Origin of the sequence: Myxococcus sp. MISCRS1, assembly GCF_026626605.1 — a bacterium.
Lineage (GTDB): Bacteria > Myxococcota > Myxococcia > Myxococcales > Myxococcaceae > Myxococcus > Myxococcus fulvus.
This window is the reverse complement of record NZ_JAPNKB010000001.1, coordinates 2,949,029-2,973,508: the sequence shown is the minus strand read 5'-3', so window position 1 is coordinate 2,973,508 and position 24,480 is coordinate 2,949,029. Positions and strand designations below refer to the sequence as shown.

The following is a 24,480-nucleotide window of genomic DNA, read 5'->3' as shown; positions in this document are numbered from 1 at the left end:
GAATCGGGACGGTAGTCGGGGTGCCGCGCCACGAGCAAGCAAGGGGCCGTGAAATCCCTGGCTCTGACGCGGCGCGTGCTCAGTCCGCCAGTCGGGAGGGCAGTTCCACCCCGGGCCGGGCCGCCAGAATCATCTCCTGTGTGGGCAGGGGGATGCACACGGACGAGGACAGCCCCACCGCCTGCAGGAGCTGTCCGTACTCGGAGGCGGACAGCAAATCCCCCTCGTTGGTCATGAACCGCCGCAGGCCGAAGTACAGGTGGTCCAGCGGACCGTCGCGCCGCTCGTTCAAGACATACTCGGCGATGAGCAGCACCCCGTCCGGCTTGAGCGCCCGGGCCACGCGCGCGAACAGGCCGGGCAGGCTCTCCGGCCTGAGCACGTTCAAGACCTGGGGAAGGATGATGACGTCGAAGGCCGCCTCGCCGAAGTCGTGGGTGAACAAATCCCCAGGCCAGAAGCGCGCGCGGTCCGCCACCTGGAGCCGCGCCAGGTTCGTCTTCACCTGCTCCAGCACCACGCCCTGGTCGAAATAGGTGACGTGGGTGGTGGGCGTCGCGCGAGCGAAGGCCGCGCCCCACACGCCCGAGCCCGTGCCGATGTCCAGCACCGCCGCGCCCTCCAGCGGGTGCGCCTTCGAGAGCGTGGTGGCCGCCTTGCGGCTGAGCTGGAAGTGCGACGCGAACACCGCGGTGATCTGATTGGAGTTGTCCGCGTAGAAGCGCCGGCTCACCTCCGGGTCCTTCAGGTCCAGGATGAAGCGCTCCTCGCGCACCGTCTCGTCCAGCCGGCCCAGCGCCTCGGTGTACTGCGCGGACACGCTGAGCGAGCGCACCAGGTACGCCAGCGCCTTGCCGTCGAGGAGCCGCTTCGCCTCCGTGCTCAGCCCGAAGGTCTCGCCCTCGCGCGTCACCAGCCCCAGCGCCTCCAGCACCTCCACCACGACGCGCAGCCCCGTCGTGCTCAGGTACGTGGCCGCGCCCAGCTCCGGCATCGTGCGCGGCGCGGACGCGAGCAGCTCCAGGAGGCCCAGCCTCCCCGCAGTGATGAGCACCTGCGTGCGCGCGCCGCTCCGGGCGAAGCGGTCGAAGAAGTCCTCCGCGCTCCCACCGACGGTTGCCTTGGCGCGCGTGTCCTCCAGGAACAGCGCGCGGTAGTGCCCGAGCACGTCCCAGCGCTGGCCCTCGTGCTCCACGGGCTCGCCCCGCTTCACCGCCTCGTCGAGCAGGGACAGGGGGGCCCACCAGGGCAGCTCGGCGCGCAGCCGCTCGAGGAAGGTGGCGTCGCGCAGGAACGTCGCGGCATGACGCGCCAGGGCGAAGTGTCGCGTGTCATCCAGGGAGGCGTAGCCCAGGCAGACGAGCAGCTCGAGCAGGGCGCGCAATCCGCGGGGCGAGGACTTCGTCGCGGTGGCCAGGGCATCGAGCGAACACGCGGTGGTGGTGCCCTCCACCGGCAGTGCGTCGAAGAGGCCCAGGCGGAGCGAGGCGCGCAGGAGCGCGGACTCGTTCGCGGCGTTGCGTGCCCAGAAGTGGACCGACTGCGCGAGGGAGGGGCTGGGGGTGGCCGACATGCACTCGCAGCTTGGTCCGGTCGTCTCGCGTCGCGCAACCCGGCGGGGCGCATCGCTTGTATCGCCCGGGTGGGTTCTCTATCGTCGGGGGCTCCACGTCCGGTCGAGGACGCCCGCCCGCCCCGCTGGGGCGAGGGTGCTGGGTCCGCATCGCGAGGAGTCTCCATTGACGTTGCTGTCCTTCGCGCTTCAGAGCGTCGTGGCCCGGCCTCGGAGCTGGGTGGTCGCATTGCTGGCGCTCGGCTCCGCGCTGCTGCTCGCGTTGGGGCTCGCGATGGTGGCCGGCATCTCCGAGGGCACCCAGCGCAGCGTTATCGAGAGCGGCGCGGGGCACTTCCTCGTCTACAACTCCCAGTCCGCCGAGAAGGCCGTGGTGGTGACCGGCCCCACGGGCGCGCCGGTGCTGATGCCGCTGCCCGACTACCCGTCACTCGAGACCCGGTTGCGACAGACACCGGGTGTCCAGGACGTCGTGCCGCTCGAGGTGGGCATGGCCGCGACGTTCCGCGGCAACTACCTGGACGACAAGCTCTCCACCGCGCGCGCCGTGGCCCGTCAGCCTCCCTCGCCCGAGCGCGACGCGCGGCTCTCGCGGCTGGCCACCGATTTGGAGCGCACGCTGCGCGACGTGGCGCGCGACGCGGACCGTCAGACGGAGGCCTTCCTCACCGCCGACGAGGCGCGCATGGACCGCGCGGCGCTGGAGGAGACGTCGAAGCCCGCGTTCTGGGAGCGCTTCCGCGCCGAGCCGCTGGTGGCGCTCGAGTACCTGGAGAACCACGTCGCCCGGCAGGTGGGCGAGGGCGAGTCCATCGACATCGAGTACCTGGGCAGCGACCTGTCCCAGTTCGCCCGTGCCTTCCCGCGCTTCGAGATGGTGACGGGCACACTGCCGCCCGAGGGACACCGGGGGCTGCTCCTGGGCCACGGCCTCTACGAGCAGCGCTTCAAGCTGCCGGTGGCGGCGCGGCTGGATGAGCTGAAGCGGGAGCTGGACCGGGGCGCGCTGCTCGCGGAGGACGAGCGCCTGCGCACGCTGGTGGAGCGCGCCTCGGCGGAGCTGCCGGACCTGCTGGCCCGCGTGGACGCGGAGCGCTCCGACGCCGCGCGCGCGGTGCTCCAGCGTGTCCTGGGGCACGCGGGGGAGCCGGAGGCCCTGTGGCGCGAGTTCCTGCAGCTGGATGACGAAAACTTCGCCGCCCGTCACCAGGTCTTCTACGCGGAGCTGGCACCCCTGTTGCCGCTGTACCGCGTGAAGCCCGGGGACACGGTGGTGCTCAAGGGGTTGGACTCGCTCGTCAACGGCGTGCCGCTCAAGGTGTGGGGCACGTATCGCTTCCGGGGACTCGGCGGGGACACCAGCCGCGTCAACACGCTGAGCCTGATGGACCTGGTCAGCGCGCGCTACCTGTCCGGGCGTCTGTCGCCGGACATGGTGGAGGAGGCGAAGCGAGACGCCCAGTCGCTGGGGCTCGACTTCCTGTCGGAGGCGGAGGTGGACCAGCTCAAGCCGGCCACGGTGGTGGAGGTGGAGACGGTGCCCACGCGCGCGACGGACATCCCCGACTTCCCGCGCGCCCGCGCCTGGCCGGACACCTTCTCCGCGACGGAGCTGCGCGGAGGCAGCGTGCTCCAGGCCGCGGTGGTGGTGGCGCCGGATGCGGACCCCGCGCGGGTGGCCGAGGTCGTGGTGCAAGAGGGCACGAGCGCCTCGGCGCCGCTGGCCACGGTGGACTGGGAGGCCGCGGGCGGCTTCATCAGCGGCGTGGTGGGCATGACGCGGGTGGTGCTGCTGGCCTTCTCGGTGATGCTGTGCCTGTTCGTGGTGCTGGTCTCCGCGGGCACGCTGCTGCTGCTCGCGCAGGAGCGCGTGGGCGAGGTGGGGACGATGCGCGCGGTGGGCATGCAGCGGCGGGACGTGTTCGGCTCGCTCTTGATGGAGGGGCTCCTGCTGGGAGGCCTGGGCGCGGGCGTGGGCATGGCGCTCTCGGCGCTGCTGCTGTTCGGGTCCATGGGGGATGGCATCTTGGTCACCGACGAGGCGCTCCAGTTCTTCATGGGCGGCCCCGTGTTGATGCCCCGGCTGTCGTGGGGACAGGGCCTGGGGGTGTGGCTGGGCGTGGTGGGCGTGGTGGTGGTGGCGTCGCTGGTGCCCGCGTGGCGGGGCAGCGCGGTGCCGCCCGCGGTGGCGATGCGAAAGAGGGAGGACTGAGGCCATGTTCTCCCTTCTGCATCTGGCGCTGCGAAACCTCTTCGCCCACCGGGAGCGGGTGCTCCTGCTGCTGGGCATCACCGCCGCGGCCAGCGGCGTCATCGTCGCCGTGTCGTCGCTGGCGGCCGGGGTGGCCACGGCCCAGCGCGAGGCCGTCACCACGTTCCTCACGGGCGACCTCAACGTGGGCGGCTTCTTCAAGGTCCACCCGGACTCGATTGCGCCGGTGGTGGGTGACGCCGGCAAGGTGCGCGGCGTGCTGGAGCCCCAGGTGCCGCAAGGCTGCTACCTGCGGGAGCGGGGCCGCAGCTTCGCGCTCGCGGGCGCGGGGCGCCGTCGCACGGGCTCCTTCCTGGTGGGCATGGACGTCGCGAGCGAGAAGGACTCGCTGGCCCGCTTCCGCGTGGCGTCCGGCCGGCTGGAGGACCTCGCGCGGCCGCGCACCCTGGCCGTGTCCACCACGCTGGCCGAGCGGCTCCAGGTGAAGACGGGAGATCTGGCCACGCTCTTCGCGCAGCCGGTGGGCGGAGGCCGTCGCAACGCGCTGGACGTGGAGGTGGTGGCCATCACCGAGAAGGCGGGTCTGCTGGGTGAGTCCGCCGGCCTGCTCGTCTCCAACGAGACGCTGCGGGAGCTGGACGGCTTCAAGCCGGGCTCGGCGGGTGTGCTCCAGGTGGTGTGCGGTGACACGCCGGTGGACGTGGACGCGCTGGGCACGTCGCTGCGCGACTCCCTGCGCGGCGCGGGCTTCGACGTGCTGCCCGCCGCGAACCAGTCCTACGCGGAGAAGCAGATGCTGCTCCTTCGCGAGGGCTGGCGGGGCCAGAAGCTGGACGTCAGCACGTGGGAGGACGAGTCCTCGTTCATGTCCTTCGTCACGCTGGGCCTCACGGCGCTGGCGGTGCTGGTGAGCCTGGTGGTGCTGGTGCTGGTGGTGATTGGCCTCTTCGTCGCGCTCAGCGTCGCGGTGCGGGAGCGCACGCGGGAGATTGGCACCCTGCGCGCCATGGGCATGCAGCGCCGGAGCGTGGTGGCCCTCTTCATGACGGAGGGGCTGCTCCTGGGCTTCGTGGGCTCCGCGCTGGGGGTGGTGGTGTCCTCGGTGCTGTGCGTGACCTTGCGCGGCGCGGTGCCCTTGCACGAAGAGATCGCCAACCTGTTCTTCAGTGGCACCTTGCCCCTGACGCCCAACGTGGGCCTGTGCGTCCTCGCCGTGGTGCTCGTCACCGTGGGCGCGGGGATTGCCACCTTCATTCCGGCGGCGCGTGCCGCCTCGCTGACACCTCGGTCCGCCATGGAGTCCCTGTGATGCAGACATCCATCCGCCGTCTCGCCGTGATGTTCGCCCTGTCGCTCGCGCCCCTGGCCCCGGCGGCGCAGAAGGAAGAGAAGCCCGCAGAGCCGAAGGCCGCGGAGTCCAAGGCCGCCGTGTCCGCCGAGGAGGTCATCCGGCGGGTGGATGCGCGCATGGCGCTCAAGAGCGACTTCAAGAGCACGGTGCGCCTGCGCGAGAAGCGCAAGGACGGCACCGAGGCGCTGCTGGAGATGCTGGTGTTCCGCCGGGACTCGTCGAAGGACCTGCTCATCTACATCACCAAGCCGCGCAACATGGCGGGTGGCGGCTACCTGCGCATCGGCCGCAACCTGTGGGAGTACGACCCGTCCGTGGGGCACTGGCAGCGCACCACCTCGCGCGGCAACATCGTCAACACCATCTCCTGCGAGGAGGACTTCGACCGCTCGCACCTCTTGGAGACCTACGAGGTGCAGGACGAGGGTGAGGAGACGGCGGCGGGCACGAAGTTCCGCAAGCTGTTCCTCAAGGTGCGCCCGGGCATGGAGGCGTCCTTCCCGCAGCTGCGTGTCTGGGTGGACCCCGACTACAACATCGTCAAGCGCGTGGGCTACGCGCCCTCGGGCCGGACGCTTCGCACCGACGTCATCCGCGGCTACCAGAAGATTCTCGACCCGGCCGCGGACAACCGGCCGGTGTACCTGATGCGCGAGGTGCTCGAGGTGGAGGAGGCCGAGGGCACGCAGCTCACCGTGCGCTACGACGAGGTGGAGCTGGCGCCGCTCAGCCCCAACATCTTCACCAAGACGTGGCTGGAGGGCCGCTTCCGCTAACGCGGCCCCCGCCTCACGCCTTGCCCAGCGCCGCGAGCAGCAGCGCGGCCAGGGTGTCGACCTCGGGCGGGTGGAGCACGGTGGCGTGCTCCCCCTCCATCTCCAGCACCTCCAGGTGCTCGGCGGGCAGGTGGTGCGTCCAGCCCAGGCGCGCGTCACCCACCTGCTCACGCAGCGCGCGGCTGGTGATGAGCGTCGGGCGCACGCGCGTCAGGGGGATGGTCCACGCGCGGGCCTGCGGCGTGAGCACCTCACCCAGCACCCGCCAGATGCGCGCGAAGTCGCTGCCCCGGAAGTGCGGCGCGGCCGTTCCCCGCTCGCGGGCCCGCTTCGCCACGTGCTCCCACTGCTGCTCGCGGGAGAGCGCGGCCAGCTCCTGCTCCATCGCAGCGTCGCGCACGCCGAACTCGCTGGCGAGCACCAGCACGGCGTCCTCATCGGACGACGGCGCGACGGCGCGGATGGCCTCCCACGTGGCGGTGTCCATCATGGCGAGCAGCTCCACCGTCTCGCCCTGGGCCTCCAGCAGCGCGGCCACGCCGAGCGCGGGATAGCCGCCGTACGAGAAGCCCGCGAGCCGGTAGGGACCGTGGGGCTGGATGGCGCGGATGTCGCGCGCGTACGCCTCCACGCGAGCCTCCAGCGTCGCGTGTCCGTGGCCCGTGGCCAGCGTCTCCGGCGCCTGGATGCCATGGCAGCGGAAGTGCGGCTCCAGGCGGGGGACCAGGTCGCGGTAGTGGTGCACCTCGCCGTCGCCCGCGTGGAAGAGGAACAGCGGGGGCGTGTCCTCGGGGAGCCGGGGGCTCGACAGGCGCACCGCGCTGGTGCGGCGGGGGCCTTCTCGCAGCAGCGCGAGGATGGCCTCGGAGGACTCGCCCAGCGTGGGGCTCTGGAAGAGCGTGGCCAGGGGCAGCGGCAGGCCCAGCTCCTCCTCCAGTCGCGCGAGCAGTCGCATCGCCAGGATGGAGTCACCGCCCAGCGCGAAGAAGTCGTCGCCAGCCTGGACGCCCGGTCGGCCGAGCACCTCCGTCCACAGGCGCTGGAGCACCATCTCCAGCGTGGTGCGGAAGGGCGTCTCCAGCTTCGAGTCGGACGCGGGCGCGGACGCGGGTTCGGGCGCGACCACGGCGTCCGGGTCCGGCAGCGCCTTGCGGTCCACCTTGCCGTTGGCGTTGATGGGCAGCGCGTCCATCACCACGAACGTCGCCGGCACCATGTAGCCGGGGAGCTGTGAGGCGACGTGCTCGCGGAACGGCTCGGAGCGCGCGACGCCCGGAGCCTGCACGTAGGCGTACAGCGACGTCACGCCGGAGGGAGACACGCGCGCGATGACGACGGCCTCCTGGACCAGCGGGTGGCGGCGCAGGCACGTCTCAATCTCCGACAGCTCGATGCGGAAGCCACGGACCTTCACCTGGTGGTCGGCGCGGCCGAGGAAGCGCAGGCGTCCGTCGGGCAGCAGCCGGGCCAGGTCGCCCGTGTGGTACATGCGCGCGCCGGGCGTGGCGGAGAACGGATCCGGCAGGAAGCGCTCGGAGGTGAGGTGTGGCGCGCGCAGGTAGCCGCGTGAGAGCGCCGCTCCGCCGATGTACACGCGGCCCGGCAACCCGGGAGGCACCGGCTCCAGGTGTTCGTCCAGCAGGTAGAAGCACACGCGCGGCATGGGCCGGCCGATGGGGAACGTGGCGGCGGTGCCCAGTCCCTCCACCCCGGGGATGTCACAGGTGGCGGACGTAATCGTGCACTCGGTGGGGCCGTAGACGTTGACCCACGGCGCGTGTCCACCGCCCACGCGCACCCAGGCCTCGAAGGTCTCCTTCTTGAGGACATCGCCACCGGGGGCGAGCAGCTTGAGGCGCGCGGGCACACGCTGGCCCAGCGCCTCCATCTGACGAATCCACTCCTCGATGTACGTGGGAGGCAGGCTGATGATCGTGATGCCCGTCTCCTCCAGGTACGGCGTCATCGCGTGCGCGGGCACCAGGCCGCTGCGCATCACCACCGTGCCGCCCACGAGGAGCGGCGGGTACAGGTCCTCGGCGGCGGCGTCGAAGGTGAGCGGCGCGAAGTTGAGCATCCGGTCCCCCTCCACCAGCCCGAAGCGCTTCGCGATGCCCACGTTGTGGTTCACCACCGAGCGGTGCTCCACCATCACGCCCTTGGGCTCGCCCGTGGAGCCGGAGGTGAAGACGATGTACGCCGTCTGCGCGTCGAGGACGCGGCGCGGCCCGGGCTCCAAATCGTCCGAGACGGACGCGGGCAGGGGCGGCACCTCCACGTCCTCGACGAGTGACAGGTGCGGCTCCAGCACGTTCGCGTCCACCCACAGCCTGCGCACCTCGGCGCGCACGAGCACGTCGCGCTTGCGTGGCTCGGGCCAGTCCGCGTCCAGCGGGACGTAGGTGCCGCCCGCCTTGAGGATGCCGAGCAGCACGGCCATGGCCTGGGTGGACGGCTCCATCACCACGCCCACCCGCTCCTCGGGCTTCAGCCCTCGCTCGAGCAGGCGCGAGGCCAGGAGGTTCGCGCGTGCGTTGAGCTCCGCGTAGCTCCAGGTGACGTCTCCATGCGCGACGGCGGCCGCGTGCGGCGTGCGACGCACCTGGGCCTCGAACAGCGTGTGGATGCACGTGTCCGGCGCGATGTCCTGCGCGGGGCCGGCCAGCGCGGCGAGCACCTCCCTGCGCTGGGTGGGAGACAACATGGACAGCTGGGGCAGCGAGACCTCCGGCGCGCTCAGCGCGGAGGCGGCGAGCTGCTCGAAGGCGCGTGCGAAGCGCTCGCCGGTCTCGGGCGTGAAGAGGGCTCCATCCAGGGCGATGAAGCCGGACAGCGGGCCCGCGTCTCCGAGCGTGACGCTCACCACCACGTCATACGCGGGGATGACGCCGTCGACGTCCAGCTCCGTGACGGACAGTCCGTCCAGGTCGGGCAGCCCGGGACGCTCCGCCTGGAGCAGCGCCTGCGCGAGTCGGGGCGCGGTGCGGTCTCCATCCGGCTGCACCGTGTCCGCGATGCGCTTGAACGGCACCTCCTGGTGCGTGGTGGCGTGGGCCACGACATCGCGCACGCGGCGCAACAGGCCGCGCAGGCTGGGAGCGCCGGACACCTCCGTGCACAGCGGCAGCACGTTGGCGAAGTAGCCCAGGAGCGACTCCACCTGGGGCGTGGAGCGGCCCGAGAAGGGCGTGGCGACGACGACGTGGGACTGGCCGCTGAGGCGGTGCAGCCACGCCTGCGTCAGCGCCAGCAGGACGCTGAAGGACGACACGCCCTCGCTCCGGGCGAGCGCGCGGATGGTGTCCGAGTGCTCCGCCGAGAGCGACACCGTCACGGCGCGCATGTTGTCGTTGAGCGCGGGCGCGCGGCGCGGGAAGTCGAGCGGCAGGTCCAGCAGCGGCGGTGCATGCGCCAGCGCCTGCTTCCACGACGCGAGGCCCTCCTCGAGCCTGCGCAGCTGCTCGGGCTGTCGCTGCCAGACGGCGTAGTCGGTGTACTGGAGCGCCAGCGGGGGCAGTCGCGCGGGGCGACCCTCCACCGCCGAGTTCCAGGCCGTCGCCAGCTCCTCCGCGAAGGTGGCCAGACCCACGCCGTCGTTCACGGTGTGGCTGAAGGCTAGGACGAGCGCATGGCGTGAGCCGCGCTCATCCAGCTTCAACAACTCGAAGCGATACAGCGGGCCCTGCGCGAGGTCGAAGTGCTCCCGGTCCAGCCGCACCACGGCGTCGCGGGCGACCTCGAGCGCGTGCGTCGCGGACAGGCGGGACAGGTCCACGCGCGTGAGGACCGAGGCGCGTGGAGGATGGACGCGGACACGGAGCGCCTCACCCTGCTGGAAGAACGTGGTGCGCAGCGTCTCGTTGCGCTCGACCACGGCGGCCAGGGCCTCCTCCAACCGGTCCGCGTCCAGCGCGCCTTCGAGCAGCAGGCCGAGCGTGAGGACATACGGCGGCGCCTGGGGAAGTTGCAGCGCGTACCAGAGCCGCTCCTGGACCAGGGACGGGGGCAGCACCTCCGGGCGGGCGACGACGGTGGGGACCTCGAGCACCGCGCGAGGCGCCGCGTCGATGAACGCCGCCACCGAGGCGATGGTGGGGTTCGCGAAGAACACCGCCAGGGGCAGCTCGACGCCGAAGGCCTGACGCAGCCGCGCCACGAGCCGGGTGGCCGAGAGGGAGTGGCCGCCGTGCTCGAAGAAGTTCGCCTGACGGGAGAGCCGCGCCAGTCCCAGCGCGGCCTGGAACAGGGTGGCCACCCGCTCTTCCGTGGTGCCGTGGGGCGCGTCGTCACCGAGCGAGGGCAGCTCCTGCCGAGGCAGCTCCTGGCGCTCCAACGCCTTGCGGTCCACCTTGCGCGACGACGTGAGCGGCAGCGCGTCGAGGAGCACGAAGGCCGAGGGGACCAGGTGCTCGGGAAGGCGCTGACGCATCCACGCGCGCACCGCGTCGACGACGAGGGCCCCGGGATGCGTGGGGACCAGGAACGCCACCAGCCGCGCGCCTCCGTCCACGTCCTCGCGAGGCACCACGGCGACTTCGCGCACGGACTCGTGGCGGGTGAGCACGGCCTCGATTTCACCGGGCTCCACGCGGATGCCACGCACCTTGAGCTGCGTGTCCAGTCGACCCAGGTACTCGAGCTGCCCGTCCGCGAGCCAGCGCACCCGGTCTCCGGTGCGGTAGAGCCGCTCGCCCGGCGTGGTCGCCAGGGGATGAGGGATGAAGCGCTCCGCCGTCAGCTCCGGGTGCTCCAGATAGCCCCGCGCGAGGCCGGTGCCGCCGACGTACAGCTCACCGGGCACGCCGATGGGGCTCGGCTCCAGGCGCTCATCGAGCACGTAGAGGCGGGTGTTGGGCCAGGGCGTTCCCACCGTGACGCGGGACACTTCCGTGGACCCGCCGCCCGACGGACGTCCGAGCCCCGGGAAGGGCGTGACGGTGGCGGCCACCGTGACCTCGGTCGGGCCGTAGGAGTTGAGCAGCGCGCGGCCCGGGGCCCAGCGTCGGACCAGCTCGGCCGAAAGGGGCTCGCCGCCGGAGACGATCACCTGGAGCGACTCCAGTCCCTCGGGCTCGAGCAGGGTGAGGACCGTCGGCGTGAGCGCGCAGTCGGTGATGCGCTGCTCTCGCAGCAGCGTGCGCAGCGGCAGGTCGGGGAGCAGCCGCTCCTTGGGCGCCATCACCAGCGTGGCGCCGGAGAGCAGCGTGGAGAAGATCTCCCAGACCGAGCCATCGAAGGTCGCCGAGGCGAACTGGAGGACCCGCCGGCCCGGCTGGAGCCCATGGGCCTCCATCGCCGCGAGGGCCGTGTTGCACAGGCCCTGGTGCGTCAGCAGCACGCCCTTGGGCTGGCCCGTGGAGCCCGAGGTGAAGATGACGTACGCGAGCTGCGCGCCTTGCGCGGACTCGGGCAGGTCCTCCACCGGCTTGCGTGAAATCTCCGCGGCGTCGGTGTCGACGTACGCGGACATGATGGCGACGGACGAGAACAGGTCTCCCAGGCCCTCCCGCGTCACGAGGACCCGCGCGCCGGCGTCGATGAGGAGCTGGGCGAGTCGCTCCGGAGGATGCGCGGGGTCCAGCGGCACGTAGGCCCCGCCGGCCTTCAGCACGGCGAGCATGGACACGATGAGCTCGGGGCCGCGCTCCAGGCAGAGGGCGACGCGCTCCTCGGGCCCCGCGCCGAGCTCCCGCAGGAAGTGCGCGAGCTGATTGGCGCGCGTGTGCAACTCCCGGTAGGTGAGCGTCTGTCCCTCGAAGGCCAGGGCCTCCGCGTCGGGCGTGCGAGCGACCTGCGCGGCGAAGCGGGAGACGACGGTGTCGTGGGCGTCGCGGGCGCGTTCGGAGGCGTTGAAGTCGACGAGCACCTGTCGATGCTCCGCCTCCGTGAGCAGGGACAGCCGGCGCACGGGCGTCGTGGGCGCGAGCAGCGCGGATTCGAGCAGGCGCACGTAGTGCGAGACCATCCGCTCCGCGCTCGCGGCCTCGAACAGCGCGGTGGGGTACTCGAGGTAGAAGCCGAACTGGTCTTCGTCCTCCTCGGCGGTGAGCATCACGTCATAGAGGCTGGCGGCCGAGCCGAGCTGCACCGGGCGCGCCTCCAGGCCGGGGAACCCATCCGACAGCGTCCGCGGGCTGGGGCTCAGCTCGAACATCGCCTGCACGAGCGGCGCGTGGGAGAGGCTGCGCTCCACCTGGAGGGCCTCGACCACCCGCTCGAAGGGGACCTCCTGATGCGCGAACGCCTCCAGCGCCGTGGTCCGTGCCTGACCCAGGAGTGAAGCGAAGGAGGCCTCGGGGTCGACCTGCGTGCGCAGCGCGACGGTGTTGATGAACAGGCCGACCAGGGGCTCCAGGGACGGATGGACCCGCCCCGACACCGGCGTGCCGATGCTCAGGTCCGACTGTCCCGTGTAGCGATGGAGCAGCGCGGTGAATGCCGCGTACAGCGCGATGAAGGGCGTGACCTGGTGTTCGCGGCACAGCTCCCGCAGCGCTTCGACCAGGTGCACCGGCAGCGGGTGGTGCCGTGTGAAGGCGCCCGCGTGTCCGCGCCCCGGATGCCGGGGGACGTCCGTGGGCAGCTCCAGCACGGTGGGCGCGCCGTCCAGCTTGCGCCGCCAGTACTCGAGGTGGGCATCCTGTCGAGCGAGTACGGCCGGCGTGCGCTGCCAGGCGGCGACGTCCGCGAAGTCGAGAGTCAGGGGCGGCGCCGTCGGCGAGCGGTTCTCGCGGCAGGCCGCATACGCTTCCGCCAGCTCGCGCAGGAGGAGGTCCATCGACAGGCCATCCACCACGATGTGGTGGAACACGAGCAGCAGGACATGGTGCTCGGGCGCGAGGAGGAACAGGTGGAAGCGGTAGAGCGGCCCCGTGTCCAGGCGGAAGGGACGCTCAGACTCCTCCGTCAGCCGCCGCATCAGGACGTCGCGAATCGCGGCCTCGGCCGACAGGTCCTCGCGGTCGAGCACGCGCATCGGCACGGGCTCGAGCCCCAACCGCGGGCCCCCTTCGGCGGGCGTGAAGATGGCGCGCAGCGCGGTGTGTCGCTCCAGCAGGAACAACAACGCGGACTCCAGCGCCTCGACGTCCAACGGCCCGCGCAGCTCCGTGGCCTCCGGAATGGCGAGCGACGCGGAGTCAGGCTGGAGCTGCTGGAGGAACCACATGCGCTCCTGCGAGAACGACGGCACGGTGGGCGCGTCACCGGGCCGGGGCACGGGCTCGGGGAGCGGGAGGGCCTGTCCTGGCGCCAGCTCGGTCAGGGCTCGCGCGATGCCCGCCACCGTGGGCGCGAGGAAGAGGGTCTTGAGCGGCAGCTCCTGCCCCAGCGCCCGGCGGATGCGCGACACCAGCCGCGTGGCGCTCAGCGAGTGGCCACCCAGCGCGAAGAAGTCCGCGTCGCGGGAGACGCTCTCCAGTCCGAGGACCTGGCGGAAGAAGCTCGCGAGCAACTGCTCCAGCGGTCCGCGCGGCGGCGCATCGCCAGCGCCTCGCGCGACCTCCGGCTCCGGCAGAGGGAGCGAAGTGAGGGCTCGGCGGTCCGTCTTCCCGGAGGGCGTGAGCGGCAGCGCGTCCAGCACGACCACGGTCGAGGGGACCATGGCCTCGGGGAGCACGGGCTTGAGCGCCGCGCGTGACGCCGCGGCCTCCTCCGCGCGCCCCTCTCGCGGGACGACGTAGGCGATGAGGCGCGTATCACTCCGGGGGCTCGTTCGAGCCACGACGACCGCGTCGCGCACGGCGGGCAGTCGCCTCAGCGCGACCTCAATCTCCTCCAGCTCGATGCGCTGGCCGCGCACCTTCACCTGGAAGTCGGTGCGGCCCAGGTACTCCAGCGTGCCGTCGCCACGCCAGCGTGCGAGGTCTCCGGTGCGGTAGAGGCTCGCGCCGGGCGTGTCGCTGAAGGCGTCCGGGAGGAAGCGCTCGGCGGTGAGCTCGGGGCGACGCCAGTACCCGCGCCCGACCTGGAGGCCGCCGATGAAGAGCTCCCCCTGCACGCCCACCGGGACGGGGTGCCCCGCGGTGTCGAGGACGAGCAGGTGCGTGTTCGCCACCGGGCGACCGATGGGCACACTCGTGCGCGGGTCGCCCCGAGGGCAGCGCCAGTGGGTCACGTCCACCGCGGCCTCGGTGGGGCCATAGAGGTTGTGGAGCTCCGTCGTGGGCAGCCGCTCGTGGGCTCGCTGGACGAGGTCGGCGGAGATCGCCTCGCCGCTGCACACGAGCGCGCGCAGGTCCGCGAAGGACTCCTGCCAGGGCTCCTCGAGGAAGGCCGCGAGCATGGAGGGGACGAAGTGGGTGACGGTGATGTGCTCGTCGGCCAGGACTCGCGCGAGGTAGGCGGGCTCGCGGTGCCCGCCCGGCCGTGCCAGCACCAACCGCGCGCCCACGGTGAGCGGCCAGAACAGCTCCCACACCGAGACGTCGAAGCTGGTCGGCGTCTTCTGGAGCACGCTGTCACCCGCGACCAGCGGGTGGACCTGGCGCATCCACGTCAGTCGATTGACGACCGCGCGGTGCCCGTTCATCGCGCCCTTGGGGCGCCCCGTGCTCCCGGAGGTGAAGATGACGTACGCGAGCGAGTCGGGGTGCGGCCTGCCCGAGACGCGGGTGCTCGGCAGGCTCGCGAGCCGCGTGGCCTCCGCGTCGAGGAGGACCGTGTGGCCCGGGTGCGAAGGCAGGTGGCTCGCGAGCTCCTGGCGCGTGAGGACGACGGCGGCCCCTGCGTCCTCGAGCATCCCGGCCAGTCGCTCGCGAGGCAGCTCCGGGTCCAGCGGCAGGTAGGCCGCGCCGGCCTTGAGGATGCCCACCAGCGCGATGACGAGCTCCAGGGAGCGCTCCAGGAACACGCCCACGAGGACTTCGGGCCCCGCCCCGAGGGACTGGAGATGCCGTGCGAGCTGATTGGCCCGGGCCTCCAGCTCTCCGTAGGTGAGGTGGTGTCCCTCGAAGGTGAGCGCACGGTGCCCGGGCGTGCGCTCCGCCTGGGCCTCGATGAGCGAGACGAGCGTCGTGTCCGCGTCGTACTCCCGCCCGGTGTCGTTGAAGTCGCGGAGCACCTGGCGGCGCGCGTCGACATCGAGGAGGGACAGGTGCGCGACCTGCCGACTCGGGGTGCGCAGTGCGTCCTCGAGCAGGTGGACGTAGTGGGACAGCAGGCGCTCGATGGTGGGCGCCTCGAAGAGGTCGGTGCTGTACTGGAAGGACAGCTCGTGGCCCTGGGGATTCTCGGTGACGGTGAGGGCCAGCTCGGTCTGGGTGTTCAGGCCGTCGACGACGAGGGGCCGGGCCTGGAGGCCGGGGAAGGTCCCGGCGAGCGTGTTCTCCGCGCGCTCCCAGAAGAGGCCCACCTGGAACAGGGGGGCGTGAGCGAGGCTGCGCTCGACCTGGAGGGCCTCGACGACCCGCTCGAAGGGGGCATCCTGATGCGTGAAGGCCTCGAGCGCCGTGGTCCGTGTGCTCGCGAGCAGCTCGGCGAAGGTGGTCCCCGGGTCGAAGCGGGTGCGGAGGACGACCGTGTTGGTGAAGAGGCCGACGATGGACTCCATCGCGGGGTGCGGACGTCCGGAGACGGGCGTGCCCACGGACACGTCGTCCTGCCCGGAGTGTCGATGCAGCAGCGCCGCGAGCGCCGCGCTCAGCACCATGAAGGGTGTGACGTGGTGTTCCCGGCAGATCTGGGTGAGTGCCTGTTCCAGCGCGGGAGACAGTCGATGGAAGCGGCTCAGCGCGCCCGCGTCACCGAGGACGGAGGGACGCGGCTTGTCAGTGGGCAGGGCGAGGAACGCGGGAGCGCCGGCGAGCTGGCGCTTCCAGTACTCGACGTGGTGGTCCTCACGGGCCCGGACGGGAGCGGAGCGTTGCCACGCGGCGACGTCGGCGTAGGTGAGCGAAGGCGTCGGCAGGGAGGGCGTCTGGTGCTGGCTCAGGGACGCGTAGGCCAGGGACAGCTCGCTCAACAGCAGGTCGATGCTCAGGCCATCGACCACCACGTGGTGCAGCACGAGCAGGAGGACATGGTGCTCCGGGGCGAGGCGGAACAGGTGGAAGCGGTAGAGCGGCCCCTGCTCCAGTGACAGGACGCGAGTGCTCTCCTCGCGCAGCCGGAGGTGCAGCGCGGGACTGTCAGCGTTGGTCGCGGAGAGCTCCTCGACGTGGAGCACCTCCACGGGAAGCGGGTTGTGTCGTGGAACCGGCCGCCCGTCCTCCGCGATGAAGGTCGTTCTCAGGACCGGGTGACGATCGAGCAGCAACCGCAGCGCGCCATCGAGCGCCGGGATGTCCAGTGCGCCGCGAAGCTCCACGGCCTCGGGGATGTTGTAGGCGCGCAGCTCGGGTTGGAGTTGATGGAGGAACCAGAGGCGCTCCTGCGCGAAGGAGGGCTGAGGAGGAAGAGAGGAGGGAGCAGGAGAAGGGAGCGGGAGCGCGTCGTGGTGCTGGGAGAGGAGGAGGGCGAGTCCTGCGACGGAGGGGGAGGAGAAGAGGGCGGCGAGAGGAAGCTCGACGCCGAAGGCGAGGCGGATGCGGGAGACGAGGCGGGTGGCGGAGAGGGAGTGGCCACCGAGGGAGAAGAAGTCCGCGTCGCGAGGGACGTGAGAGAGGGAGAGGACGTCAGCGAAGAGCTGGGAGAGGAGTGCCTCGGCCTGTCCACGAGGAGAAGCGTCGGAGGAGGGGACTTCCGCGGCGGAGATGTCGAAGGAGGAGAGGGCCGTCCTGTCGACTTTGCCGCTGGTGGTGAAGGGGAGAGAGGGGAGGGAGAGGAAGCGAGAGGGGACGAGGGCTTCAGGGAGGGAGGAAGCCAGCGCATCGCGGAGGGAAGCCAGCGGAGGAGCGCCGTCGTCGAGGACGAGGAAGGCGACGAGGAAGGTGTCGCGAGAGGGGCGGAAGGGGAGGACGGCGGCCTGGCGGACGCCGGAGAGGCGAAGCAGAGCGGCTTCGATTTCTTCGACTTCGACGCGGACGCCGCGGAGTTTGAGCTGGAAGTCGGAGCGGCCGAGGAAGGAGAGGGAGCCGTCGTCATTCCAGCGGGCCCTGTCGCCGGTGTCGTAGAGGCGAGAGCCGGGAGAGGTGCTGAAGGCGTCAGGGATGAAGCGCTCGGCGGTGAGGTGGGGGAGTGAGTGGTAGCCGCGAGCCAGGCAGATGCCGCCGATGAAGAGGTTGCCGGGGACGCCAGGAGGGAGGGGCTGGAGGGAGTCGTCGAGGACGTAGAGGCGGCAGCGGGGAAGAGGGCTGCCGAGACGGACGGGCCGGTGAGGGAGGGAGATTTCAGCGGCGACGTTGATGCTGGCTTCAGTGGGCCCGTAGGTGTTGACGAGGCGGGTGGAAGTCAGCGCGAGGGATTGGACGAGAGAGTCTGGGAGGACTTCGCCGCCGGTGACGAGGACGGAGAGGGAGCGGAAGGCGTCGAGGGCACCGGGCTCCTCGAGGGCGGTGGCGAGGGAGGAGGGGGTGATGACGACGTGGGAGACGCAGTGGCGGCGGATGTCGTTGGCGAGGCCAAGAGGGCCGACGTCGCGGAGGATGACGCGAGCGCCGCGGGAGAGGCTGAAGAGGATTTCCTCCTGGTGGATGTCGAAGGAGAGGCTGCCGGAGGCGGCCCAGGTGTGGCCCGTGGAGGTGGAGTAGAGGGCGTCGAAGGCGTCGAAGCAGTGGACGACGTTCTGCTGGGTGGAGAGGACGCCCTTGGGAGTGCCGGTGGAGCCGGAGGTGTAGAGGACGTAGGCGAGGTTGTCGGGCAGGGCGCGCAGAGGCTCCGCCAGCGCCGCGTCAGCACGCTGCGCATCTCCTGGCTGCACCAGCACCACGTCGAGCGCCACGCCCTCGAAGAGAGCAGGCGAAGAGACGACGAGGCAGGCACGGGACTGCTGAAGCAGTTGTGCGCGCCGGGCCGGCGGGTGCGAAGGCTCCAGAGGGAGGCACGCGGCGCCGGAGAGGTGGACGGCGAGGAGGGAGACGACAGCCTCGGACGAGCGCTCGACACAGACACCGACGACAGCTTCCGGACGCGCACCAAGAGCCGCCAGATGCGCGGCGAGCCGCGAGGCGCGAGAGTGGAGCTGGGAGAAGGTGAGGGTGGCGTCGGGAGCGACGAGAGCAACGGCGTCCGGAGTCCTCGCGAAGGAGGCAAGCAGCAGGGACGCGACGGTGCCGTCGGAGTCGAAGGGACGGTGGGAGTCGTTGAAGTCGAAGAGGACGCGCTGGCGCTCTTCGACGGAGAGCAGCGAGAGGCTGGAGAGGGGCGCCTGGGGCGAGGCGAGGACCTGTTCGAGGAGGATGACGAAGTGGGAGAGCATGCGCTCGACGGAGGCGTGCTCGAAGAGGTCGGTGCGGAACTGGAAGAAGAGCTGGAGGGAGGAGTCGGGCAGCTCGGTGGCGGTGAGGGCGAGGTCGAGCTGGCTGGTGCCATTGTCGACGAAGACGTGCTGAGAGGAGAGGCCGGAGAAGGAGAGGGGCGAGTCGACGCGGCGCAGGTCGAACATCACCTGGAAGAGGGGCGCGTGACTGAGGCTGCGCTCGACGTGGAGCGCATCGACGACCCGCTCGAACGGCGCATCCTGGTGGCTGAAGGCGTCGAGCGAAGTGCTCCGGACCTGCGCCAGCAGCGAGGCGAAGGTCATCCCTGCTGGAAGCTGCGTGCGAAGGACCAGCGTGTTGAGGAAGAGGCCGACGATGTCCTCGGTGGCGGCGTGCGTGCGGCCGGAGACGGGAGTGCCGACGCACAGCTCGCGCTCACCCGAGTAACGGTGAAGCAAGGTGGCGAACACGGCATAGAGCGCCATGAACGGCGTCACCTGATGCTGTCGGCAGAGCGCCTCCAGCCGGAGGCGGACTTCACGAGGCAGGACCTGGTGACGCGAGAAGGCGCCTCGATCCGTGAGGACCGGCGGACGCGGCTTGTCGGTGGGGAACGCGAGCAGCGCGGGGGCATCGGCGAGCTGCCGCTTCCAGTAGTCGAGGTGGACATCCTCACGCGCGCGGAACTCGGGGGTCCGCTGCCACGCGGAGATATCCGAGTAGGTGAGGGGCGGCGTGGGGAGCAGCGGCGCTCGTTGCCGGCTCAGCTCTGAGTACGACTGCGCCAACTCGCTCAGGAGCCGGTCCATGGACAGGCCATCCACGACGATGTGGTGGATGACCATCAGCAGGACATGGCGATCGACCGCGACCCTGAACAAACGGAAGCGATACAGGGGCCCCTTCTCCAGTGAGAACGGGCGCGAGCTCTCCTCCTCCAGACGTTGCTGGAGCAGTGCGCGCAGTGCCTCCTCGCCACGGACGCGAGGCCGGAGGTCCTCCACGTCGAGCAATTGCTCGGGGACGGGCTGGAACGCCAACCGAGGCATCCCCTCCGACGAACCGAAGACCGCGCGCAACGATGAGTGCCGCTCCGGCAGCAGTCGCAGCGCGGCCTCCAGCGCGGCTGTATCCAGGACTCCCGTCAGCTCGATCGCCTCCGGAATCACATACGCGGCGGAGTCAGGCAGGAGCTGATGGAGGAACCAGAGGCGCTCCTGTGCGAAGGAGGGCTGGGGAGGAAGAGAGGAGGGAGCAGGAGCGGGAAGCGGAAGGGAGTCGTGGTGCTGGGAGAGGAGGAGAGCGAGCCCTGCGACAGTGGGGGAGGAGAAGAGGGCGGCGAGAGGAAGCTCGACGCCGAAGGCGAGGCGGATGCGGGAGACGAGGCGGGTGGCGGAGAGGGAGTGGCCACCGAGGGAGAAGAAGTCCGCGTCGCGAGGGACGTGAGAGAGGGAGAGGACGTCAGCGAAGAGCTGGGAGAGGAGTGCCTCGGCCTGTCCACGAGGAGAAGCGTCGGAGGAGGGGACTTCCGCGGCGGAGATGTCGAAGGAGGAGAGGGCCGTCCTGTCGACTTTGCCGCTGGTGGTGAAGGGGAGAGAGGGGAGGGAGAGGAAGCGAGAGGGGACGAGGGCTTCAGGGAGGGAGGAAGCCAGCGCATCGCGGAGGGAAGCCAGCGGAGGAGCGCCGTCGTCGAGGACGAGGAAGGCGACGAGGAAGGTGTCGCGAGAGGGGCGGAAGGGGAGGACGGCGGCCTGGCGGACGCCGGAGAGGCGAAGCAGAGCGGCTTCGATTTCTTCGACTTCGACGCGGACGCCGCGGAGTTTGAGCTGGAAGTCGGAGCGGCCGAGGAAGGAGAGGGAGCCGTCGTCATTCCAGCGGGCCCTGTCGCCGGTGTCGTAGAGGCGAGAGCCGGGAGAGGTGCTGAAGGCGTCAGGGATGAAGCGCTCGGCGGTGAGGTGGGGGAGTGAGTGGTAGCCGCGAGCCAGGCAGATGCCGCCGATGAAGAGGTTGCCGGGGACGCCAGGAGGGAGGGGCTGGAGGGAGTCGTCGAGGACGTAGAGGCGGCAGCGGGGAAGAGGGCTGCCGAGACGGACGGGCCGGTGAGGGAGGGAGATTTCAGCGGCGACGTTGATGCTGGCTTCAGTGGGCCCGTAGGTGTTGACGAGGCGGGTGGAAGTCAGCGCGAGGGAGTGGACGAGAGAGTCTGGGAGGACTTCGCCGCCTGTGACGAGGACGGAGAGGGAGCGGAAGGCGTCGAGGGCACCGGGCTCCTCGAGGGCGGTGGCGAGGGAGGAGGGGGTGATGACGACGTGGGAGACGCAGTGGCGGCGGATGTCGTTGGCGAGGCCAAGAGGGCCGACGTCGCGGAGGATGACGCGAGCGCCGCGGGAGAGGCTGAAGAGGATTTCCTCCTGGTGGATGTCGAAGGAGAGGCTGCCGGAGGCGGCCCAGGTGTGGCCCGTGGAGGTGGAGTAGAGGGCGTCGAAGGCGTCGAAGCAGTGGACGACGTTCTGCTGGGTGGAGAGGACGCCCTTGGGAGTGCCGGTGGAGCCGGAGGTGTAGAGGATGTAGGCGAGGTTGTCGGGCAGGGCGCGCAGAGGCTCCGCCAGCGCCGCGTCAGCACGCTGCGCATCTCCTGGCTGCACCAGCACCGCGTCGAGCGCCACGCCCTCGAAGAGAGCAGGCGAAGAGACGACGAGGCAGGCACGGGATTGCTGAAGCAGTTGTGCGCGCCGGGCTGGCGGGTGCGAAGGCTCCAGAGGGAGGCACGCGGCGCCGGAGAGGTGGACGGCGAGGAGGGAGACGACAGCCTCGGACGAGCGCTCGACGCAGACGCCCACCACCGCTTCCGGACGCGCACCAAGAGCCGCCAGATGCGCGGCGAGCCGCGAGGCGCGAGAGTGGAGCTGGGAGAAGGTGAGGGTGGCGTCGGGAGCGACGAGAGCAACGGCGTCCGGAGTCCTCGCGAAGGAAGCAAGCAGCAGGGACGCGACGGTGCCGTCGGAGTCGAAGGGACGGTGAGAATCGTTGAAGTCGAAGAGGACGCGCTGGCGCTCTTCGACGGAGAGCAGCGAGAGGCTGGAGAGGGGCGCCTGGGGCGAGGCGAGGACCTGTTCGAGGAGGATGACGAAGTGGGAGAGCATGCGCTCGACGGAGGCGTGCTCGAAGAGGTCGGTGCGGAACTGGAAGAAGAGCTGGAGGGAGGAGTCGGGCAGCTCGGTGGCGGTGAGGGCGAGGTCGAGCTGGCTGGTGCCGTTGTCGACGAAGACGTGCTGTGAGGAGAGGCCGGAGAAGGAGAGGGGCGAGTCGACGCGGCGCAGGTCGAACATCACCTGGAAGAGGGGCGCGCGATTGAGGCTGCGCTCGACGTGGAGCGCATCGACGACCCGCTCGAACGGCGCATCCTGGTGACTGAAGGCCTCCAGCGCGGTCGCCCACACGTGCGCCAGCAACATGGAGAACGGCGCGGAAGGCAGCAGATGTGTCCGCAGGACGAGCGTGTTGATGAACAGCCCGACGATGTCCTCGGAGGCCGCGTGCGTGCGTCCGGATACCGGCGTGCCGATGCACAGCTCGCGCTCGCCCGAGTAGCGCTGGAGCAGCGTGGCGAACACGGCGTAGAGCGCCATGAACGGCGTCACCTGGTGCTCTCGGCAGAGCGCCTCCAGCCGCAGCCGGACCTCGCGAGGCAACACGTGGCGACGCGAGTACGCGCCGCGGTCGGACAACACCGGCGGACGAGGCTTGTCCGTGGGCAGCGCGAGCAGCGACGGCGCGTCGGCGAGCTGTCGCTTCCAGTAGTCGAGGTGGATGTCCTCGCGAGCGCGGACCTCGGGCGTGCGCTGCCAGGCGGACAGGTCCACGTAGTCCAGGGTGGCGGGCGCGGGAGGCGGGACGCGGCCTTCCTGGAGCGCGGAGTACGTCGTCGCCAGCTCGTTGAGGAGGATGCCCATCGAGAGGCCATCCACCACCAGGTGATGCAGCACCAGCAGCAGCGCCTGGTGCTCGGGGCCGCTCGTGAACAGGTGGAACCGATACAGCGGCCCCTCCTCCACCGAGAGCGGTCGCGAGGCCTCCTCGCGCAGCCTGCGCTGGAGCAACGCCTCCGCGGTCCCACTCTCATTCGGCGGGCGTGACACGTCCTCCACCGTGAGCAGCGGCTCGCGGACCGGGTGGACGCGCAGTCGCGGGCTCCCCTCCACGGGCGTGAAGGTGACGCGGAGCGCGGCGTGCCGCTCCACCAGTCGCCGCAGCGTGTCCTCCAGCGCGGCCCTGTTCAGCGTGCCCCGAAGCTCCAGCGCATCGACGACGAGGTACGCCGCCGAATCCGGCTGGAGCTGCTGGAGGAACCACAGCCGCTCCTGCGCCAGGGACGGCATCGGCGCGACGTCCGCGGGGAGCGGCGTGGGGCCGGCGAGTGACGCAGAGAGCGACTCGGAGATGGGACCCAGCGCCCGGGCCAGACGAGCCACCGTCGCGTGCGAGAACAGCGTTGTCAGCGGCAAGTCCACACCCACCGCGTGCCGCACGCGCGCCAGCAGTCGCGTGGCGCTCAGCGAGTGCCCGCCCAGCTCGAAGAAGTCGCTGTCCCGGCCCACCCGCTCCACGCCCAACACCTGCTGGAACAACCCCGCCAGCAGCACCTCCAGCTCTCCACGCGGCGCGCTGCCCGCGGACGCGCTCGCGGCGTCGACGCGGCCGAGCGACAACGAGCCCAGCGCCTTCCGGTCCACCTTCCCGGAGGACGTCAGCGGAAGCGCGGTGAGCGTCACGAGCGCGGAGGGCACCAGGTGCTCGGGGAGCTGCTGCTTCAACCACGGGCGCAGCACCGCGCTCACCCGGGTCTCATCCTGTCCCTCGGCGGGGACGAGGAAGGCCACCAGGGCCAGCTCGCCCTCCGCGACTTCGCGAGCCACCACCGCGACCTCGCGGACCTCCGGATGGCGCGAGAGGACGGCCTCCACCTCGCCCGGCTCCACGCGCATGCCGCGCAGCTTCACCTGCGAGTCGACGCGGCCCAGGTACTCGAGCTCGCCGTCCACCGTCCACCGCGCCAGGTCTCCCGTGCGGTAGAGCCGCTCACCCGGCGTCGAGCCGAACGGATGCGGCAGGAACCGCTCCGCCGTCAGGTCCGGTCGCCCCAGATAGCCACGGGCCACGCCCACGCCGCCGATGAACAGCTCTCCGGCGACGCCAGGAGGCAGCGGCTCCAGCGCCTCATCGAGCACGTACAGTCGCGTGTTGGGCCACGGCGTGCCCAGGGTGATGGCGCCCGGCACCACCGCGTACGGCGTGATTGCCGCGCAGACCGTGGCCTCCGTCGGTCCATACGCGTTGAGCAGCCGCCGGCCCTGGCCCCAGCGCTCGGCCACCGCGATGGGAAGGGCCTCGCCCGCGGAGATGACGGTGCGCAGGCCCTCCAGCCCGTCCGTCTCCAACTGCGCGAGCACCGACGGCGTCAACGTCACCGCGGTGACGGCGCTCTCACGCAGCAGCGTCCGCAGGGGGGCATCCGGGAGCAGCCGCTGTCGGGGCGCGAGCACCAGCGTCGCGCCCGCGAGCAGCGTGGCGAACACCTCGCACACGGACGCGTCGAAGCTCATCGACGCGAACTGGAGCACCCGGTCCTCGGACCGGAACCCATGCGCCCGCACCGCGGCCAGGGCCGTGTTGCGCAGACCCGCGTGCGCCACCAGCACGCCCTTGGGCCGCCCCGTGGAGCCGGACGTGTAGATGACGTACGCCAGATGGTCCGCCGAGGCGACTGCCTCCAGCCGCTCCACGGAGTGCCGGGCGAACGGCGGCAGCAGCCCGTCCAGCTCCACGGTCAGCTCGCCTCGCAGCGGCAGCTCGTCCAGCATCTGCTGCCGCGCGAGCACCACGGGCGCGCCGCTGTCGGAGAGCACGAAGCCCTGCCGCTCCGCGGGATGCGCCGGGTCCAGCGGAACGAACGCGCCTCCCGCCTTGAGGATGCCCAGCATCCCCACCACCTGCTCCACCGAGCGCTCCGCGCACAGCGCGACGCGCGTCTCCGGCCCCACGCTCAGCGAGCGCAGATAGCGCGCGAGCTGGTTGGCGCGCTCGTCGAGCTGCCGGTACGTCAGCCGGGTGCCCTCGAAGTCGAGCGCCGTCGCGTCCGGCGCGCGGTCCACCTGCTGCTCGAAGCAGGCCACCACCGTGTCGCCGCCCTCCAGGTGCTGCTCGGAGGCATTGAAGGTGACGAGCACCCGGTGCCGCAGCGCCTCGGTGAGGACGGGACGTGGGGCCATCGC

5 protein-coding genes are annotated in these 24,480 nt (G+C 71.2%); 3 read left to right on the top strand and 2 right to left on the bottom strand.

Annotation, left to right across the window (positions count from 1 at the left end; translation table 11 throughout):
- Positions 1–79: 79 nt before the first annotated feature.
- On the bottom strand, positions 80–1,573 hold the full coding sequence (locus tag OWM54_RS11265) for a class I SAM-dependent methyltransferase (RefSeq protein WP_267697502.1): 1,494 nt from the start codon (positions 1,571–1,573) through the stop codon (positions 80–82).
- Positions 1,574–1,739: 166 nt separating this feature from the next.
- On the opposite strand from OWM54_RS11265, the gene OWM54_RS11260 reads away from it, so the two are divergent.
- The 3 genes from OWM54_RS11260 to OWM54_RS11250 are packed head-to-tail and all read left to right on the top strand — an operon-like array spanning position 1,740 to position 5,912.
- Positions 1,740–3,785 carry an FtsX-like permease family protein gene (locus OWM54_RS11260; RefSeq protein WP_267697501.1) on the top strand — a complete coding sequence of 682 codons (2,046 nt, stop codon included), beginning with the start codon at positions 1,740–1,742 and terminating at the stop codon, positions 3,783–3,785.
- 4 nt (positions 3,786–3,789) lie between these two features.
- On the top strand, positions 3,790–5,094 hold the full coding sequence (locus OWM54_RS11255; RefSeq protein ID WP_141324301.1) for an ABC transporter permease: 1,305 nt from the start codon (positions 3,790–3,792) through the stop codon (positions 5,092–5,094).
- Positions 5,094–5,912, top strand: a complete 819-nt coding sequence (locus tag OWM54_RS11250) for an outer membrane lipoprotein-sorting protein (protein WP_141324300.1) — start codon at positions 5,094–5,096, stop codon at positions 5,910–5,912. The genes OWM54_RS11255 and OWM54_RS11250 overlap by 1 nt, the downstream gene beginning before the upstream one ends.
- Positions 5,913–5,925: 13 nt before the next feature.
- Here OWM54_RS11250 and OWM54_RS11245 read toward each other — a convergent pair whose 3' ends face one another.
- A complete protein-coding gene (locus OWM54_RS11245; RefSeq protein WP_267697500.1) occupies positions 5,926–24,477 on the bottom strand; it encodes a non-ribosomal peptide synthetase in 18,552 nt (6,183 codons plus the stop codon).
- Between the last annotated feature and the right edge of the window lie 3 nt (positions 24,478–24,480).